Source organism: Actinoplanes sp. NPDC051633 (assembly GCF_040681735.1).
Taxonomy (GTDB): Bacteria; Actinomycetota; Actinomycetes; order Mycobacteriales; family Micromonosporaceae; genus Actinoplanes.
On record NZ_JBFAZH010000671.1, the window covers coordinates 1 to 4,347 of the forward strand.

The window sequence follows — 4,347 nt, forward strand, 5'->3', positions numbered from 1 at the left end:
TTGTGTGATTTTCCTATCGGCGGGGCCCCGACGGCGGAGATTTGCCGCCCTCCGCGAGTCCCCCTTGTCCGTGAATGCGGGCGAGGGGGACTTGTCTGCCTGCGGCCGAGAAGCTGTCGTGTCCCGGCCGGTTCAGTAGTGGCCGTCGCCGATGAACGGTCCCACCTTTGACGGCAGCACCATCCCGGCCTCCCCAAGATCACGCAGCAGATCCATGAGCTCCGTGCGGTTGAGCGAGCCGGGCTGTTCCGGCTCGGGGTGCGGCACACCGATCGCCCGGGCGGCCTCGACGGCCCGGACCGCGATGGCGGCCTCGACCGCCCAGAGCCGGTGTGCGCGCATCGCCAGGTGGGCGGACGCGGTGAGCTCCCCATGCAGCCGGAGCAGCCGGCGCAGGTCGGCGGCGAGTTGCTCGATCGGCGGGCCGATCGGCACAGGGTCGTCGGCGTGCCGCTGTGCCCAGCGGTCAGCGATGTAGCCGCACCAGCGTGGTGCGGTGACCGCCAGCGCGCCGATCAGCGTGGGGGCGGCGACGATGAGGGCGAGCCGGCCGATGTCGAAGAGGGTCACGGTGCTCTCCAGGCGATGTCTGATACATCGACGATCCGCCCCGGCGCAACCACCGTCAAGCCAACTTTGTGCGATTCGGGATGTCGATCACGCCAAATTCACCGGACACGGCTTCGCGGAAGGAGTCTGGTGATCGGCATCGGCGGCGCCGGGATGCGCGCGCCCGCGTACCCGTGCACCTCGCCGAAGGCGTCGCCCGTCTCCCACTCCGCTCGCGCCGCCACGATCTCCTCGTGTGACCGGCCGACGAAATTCCACCACATCACCAGCGGCTCCTCGAAGGGTGCGCCGCCCAGCAGCAGCACCCGCGACGGCAGGCCGGCCGACACCGACAACGACGTGTGTCCCTCGCCCAGGTAGAGCAACGGGCCGGGCTTCAGGTCGTGCCCCTCGACCTCGGCGGCGCCGTCCATGGTCAGCACCGCGTACTCGAAGTCGGGCCGCAGCGGAACGACCCCCGACGAGCCCGCGCCCACGGAGATCTCAGCGCCCACCAGGGGCGAGTAGACGGCCGCCGGTGATGCCGCGCCGTCCAGCGAACCCACCAGCACCGTCGCGGACAGCCCGCCGAAGGGCAGCACCGGCAGGTCCGCGTGGTGGGTGAAGGCGGGCGCCATGTGGCGGGCCGTGGAGGGGAGGGCGACCCAGAGTTGTACGCCCTGCAGCACGCCGGAGTTGACCTCGGGCGTCTCCTCGGAATGGGAGATGCCGCGCCCCGAGGTCATCAGATTGAGGCTGCCGGGCCGGATCTCCTGTAGGTTGCCGAGCGAGTCGCGGTGCAGGATCTCGCCCTGGACCAGCCACGACACGGTCTGCAGGCCGATGTGCGGGTGCGGCCCGACCCGCATCCCGGGCGTCCCGGCCAGGTCCTCCGGCCCGTACGAGTCCAGGAAACACCACGCCCCGACCAGCCGCCGCCCCTTGTTGGGCAACGTCCGTGTCACCGCCATCCCGCGCGGCCCGCCCAGCGCGACCGTGGCACCTTCCAGCAGCTCGCTCACCCCTGAACGGTAGCCCTCGCGCATCCGGAACGGCTCCAGTAACGTGGCCCGGGTTTGGGAGGTGGATGTGAGGCGAATTGTCCTGGCTGGACTGGTTACCGCACTACTTGCCGGCTGCGGTGCCGAAAGCCCGCCGGAGAACGAGACCCGCCCGGCCCCCACGCAGACCATCGGCGGCGAACCCGCGGCGAAGAAGCCCGCGCCGAGGGCTCAGCTCCCGCTGGGTGGCACCGCGATCTTCCCGAAGTACCGCGTGGTCGCCTACTACGGCACGGCCGGCACCGGCACCCTCGGCGTCCTGGGCGAGGCCGCGCCCGACAAGATGCTGCCCAAGCTGCGCAGGGCCGCCCGCGGCTTCGCCGGTGACCGCAAGGTGCAGGCGGCCTACGAGCTGATCGCCACCGTCGCCCAGGCCAAGCCGGGCAAGGACGGCGACTACAGCCAGATGATCGACGAGCGCAAGATCAAGCAGTACGTCGACCATGCGCGCAAGAACAAGGTGCTGATCATCCTCGACCTGCAGCCCGGCCGCGGGCGATTCCTGCCGCAGGCCGAGCGGCTCGAGAAGTTCCTGGTGCAGCCGCACGTCGGCCTGGCGCTGGACCCGGAGTGGCGGATGCCCAAGGGCAAGGTGCCCGGCAAGACGATCGGGACGGTCGGCGCCGCCGAGGTCAACGAGGTCTCCGCGTACGTGTCCGGTCTGGTCCGGCGGCACGCGCTGCCGGAGAAGCTCTTCGTGCTGCACCAGTTCCGCTCGTCGATGTTGCCCGACGTGCAGCGCATCGCGAAACGGCCGGGCCTGGCCATGGTGCAGCACGTCGACGGCTTCGGCACCCGGGCGGAGAAGAACGCGACCTGGCACCGGCTGCGCCGCCCGAAGCAGTTCCACCTGGGCTACAAGCTGTTCTACGACGAGGACGTCAAGCGTTACCAGGCCAAGGACGTGCTGCGGTTCAAGCCGGTCCCGGAGCTGATCAGCTTCCAGTGAGCGACTGCGCCCCGAGCACCCGCGTGATCCGCACCTCGATCGCAACCCGCCGCGGGTTGGGACGCGGGACCCGGTAGCGGGCGGCGTAGCGTTCCTCGGCGAGCGCCACGGAGGCGGGATCGGCCACGATCGCGGCCAGGCCCTCGACGGTGCTCCACCGCCGGCCGTCGACCTGGCAGATGGCGACCCGCGGCGAGGCGCGGATGTGCCGCACGTGCGCGGCGGACGAGGAGCTGATCACCCGCGCCAGGCCGGCATCGGGGTCCAGGGTGGCGCCCACCGCGACCACGTGCGGAGACCCGTCCGCGCGCAGCGTGGTCAGCGTGCACAGATGCCGCTCGGTCCAGAAGTCGAGCAGGGCGGGCGACTCCAAGGGGATGGGCCCGCTCACGCGGTCTCCGCCGGTAGCAGGCCGCGCCGCACGGCGTGGGCGAGGGCTTTGTGATCACGTTCCACCTGATCGGCGTACGCGCGCGCGAACCGCGACAGCGCCTCGTCGAGCTTGTCGCTGCTGCCGGCGTACCCCGCGATCATCGACGCCCCACTGGTCCGCGCGTGGCTCTTCGCCAGCAGGTAGCCGCAGATGCCGGCGTAGTCCGACAGCGCGCCCGCGCTCATGTCCTCCACCAGGATCGCGCCCTTCATGTCCCGGAACTGCCGCACGTAGAACTGCAGGTCGCCGACCGTCGTCCAGCCGAGCAGCGGGTCGCTGACCGTCTGCAGCGCCTGCTGATACTCCACCACCCGCTGGCCCTGGTGGCGGTGCCATGCGGCGTCGCCGTGCAGGTGCCGCGCCACCACCGACCGACGCGCCTGCTTGAGCTGCAGGAACACCACGTCGTCGGGACTGCTGCCCTCGCACAGCGCGACGTACGCCCGCAGCCCCACCGACCCGACGCCGACCACCTTGTGCGCGACGTCCACGATCCGATAGCCGCCGAGGATGCGCGCCCAGTGCGGCGGCAGCGTGTTGAGGTAGCCGTCCAGCGCCTCCTCGAGCTGTTCACGGTCGCCGTCGGTGAGCCGGGTGATCAGCGGCGGCTCCTCCACCAGGCGGGCGGTGCCGTCGCGCTGCTCGGTGAAGCGGGGGAGCGCGCGGTCGCTGGTGCGGCGCCGGGCCCGCCGCGCCGCGCGCTCGATCTCGTCCCTGAAGCTCGCCCTGGTCGCCGCCGCCCGCAGCCGGTCCACGTCGAGCTGGTCGAACGAACGGGCCAGCAGCGGCATCTCGGCGAGGTGCGCGATCTGCTCGCGGTACTCCTGCACACAGTGCCGGACCGCGTCGGCGCACGCGCTCTCCCGGAAGCCGTTCTGCCGGCCGGCCACGTGCACGCTGACCACCAGCCGGCGCAGGTCCCACTCCCAGGCGCCGGGATGCGCCTCGTCGAAGTCGTTGAGGTCGAAGACCAGCTCGCGTTCCGGCGACGCGTAGAAGCCGAAGTTGCCCAGGTGCGCGTCGCCGCAGATCACCGGGGTGATGCCGGAGCGGGGAAGGGGTGCGAAGTCGTCGGCCATGATGTTGGCCGAGCCGCGCAGGAAGGCGTACGGCGAGGCGACCATGCGACCCACCCGGACCGGGATGAGCCAGGACACCCGGCCCTCGTGCGCCGCGCGCAGCTGATCCACCGGGTCGGCGCGGTCGTCCGCCGGTGCCCAGCACGCCATGTCCGACCGGTGCGCCCGCTCGCGCAGCGACCGGCCCTGCTCGTAGCGCTGTGCGCGCGGCGTGGAGGGCCGGCGCAGGGAGGCGAACCCGTCGTCGGGAACCGTGTCGAGCACGACGTTCATGGT

At 71.5% G+C, this 4,347-nt stretch carries 5 protein-coding genes; 1 reads left to right on the forward strand and 4 read right to left on the reverse strand.

What is annotated here, in order from left to right; genetic code table 11:
* Positions 1 to 132: 132 nt before the first annotated feature.
* Entirely contained in the window at positions 133 to 570 is a 438-nt protein-coding gene (locus tag AB0M20_RS29380; protein ID WP_364303560.1) for a hypothetical protein, read from the reverse strand.
* Between the two features lie 98 nt (positions 571 to 668).
* On the reverse strand, positions 669 to 1,571 hold the full coding sequence (locus AB0M20_RS29385) for a pirin family protein (protein ID WP_364303561.1): 903 nt from the start codon (positions 1,569 to 1,571) through the stop codon (positions 669 to 671).
* A 67-nt stretch (positions 1,572 to 1,638) separates the two neighbouring features.
* Here AB0M20_RS29385 and AB0M20_RS29390 point away from each other — a divergent pair, with 67 nt between their 5' ends.
* Complete coding sequence (locus tag AB0M20_RS29390; RefSeq protein WP_364303562.1) at positions 1,639 to 2,559, forward strand: hypothetical protein; 921 nt, start codon at positions 1,639 to 1,641, stop codon at positions 2,557 to 2,559.
* Here AB0M20_RS29390 and AB0M20_RS29395 read toward each other — a convergent pair.
* Both AB0M20_RS29395 and AB0M20_RS29400 read right to left on the reverse strand, forming a co-directional pair.
* Positions 2,546 to 2,950, reverse strand: a complete 405-nt coding sequence (locus AB0M20_RS29395; RefSeq protein ID WP_364303563.1) for a PPOX class F420-dependent oxidoreductase — start codon at positions 2,948 to 2,950, stop codon at positions 2,546 to 2,548. The genes AB0M20_RS29390 and AB0M20_RS29395 overlap by 14 nt on opposite strands.
* Positions 2,947 to 4,344, reverse strand: coding sequence for a DUF2252 domain-containing protein (locus AB0M20_RS29400; RefSeq protein ID WP_364303564.1), 1,398 nt, complete (start codon positions 4,342 to 4,344; stop codon positions 2,947 to 2,949). Before AB0M20_RS29400 ends, AB0M20_RS29395 begins: the two co-directional genes overlap by 4 nt.
* Positions 4,345 to 4,347 lie beyond the last annotated feature (3 nt).

Bases quoted from the DNA above. Each gene is read 5' to 3' on its own strand.
- AB0M20_RS29400 (WP_364303564.1), bottom strand. From the start codon at position 4,344: ATGAACGTCGTGCTCGACACGGTTCCCGACGACGGGTTCGCCTCCCTG.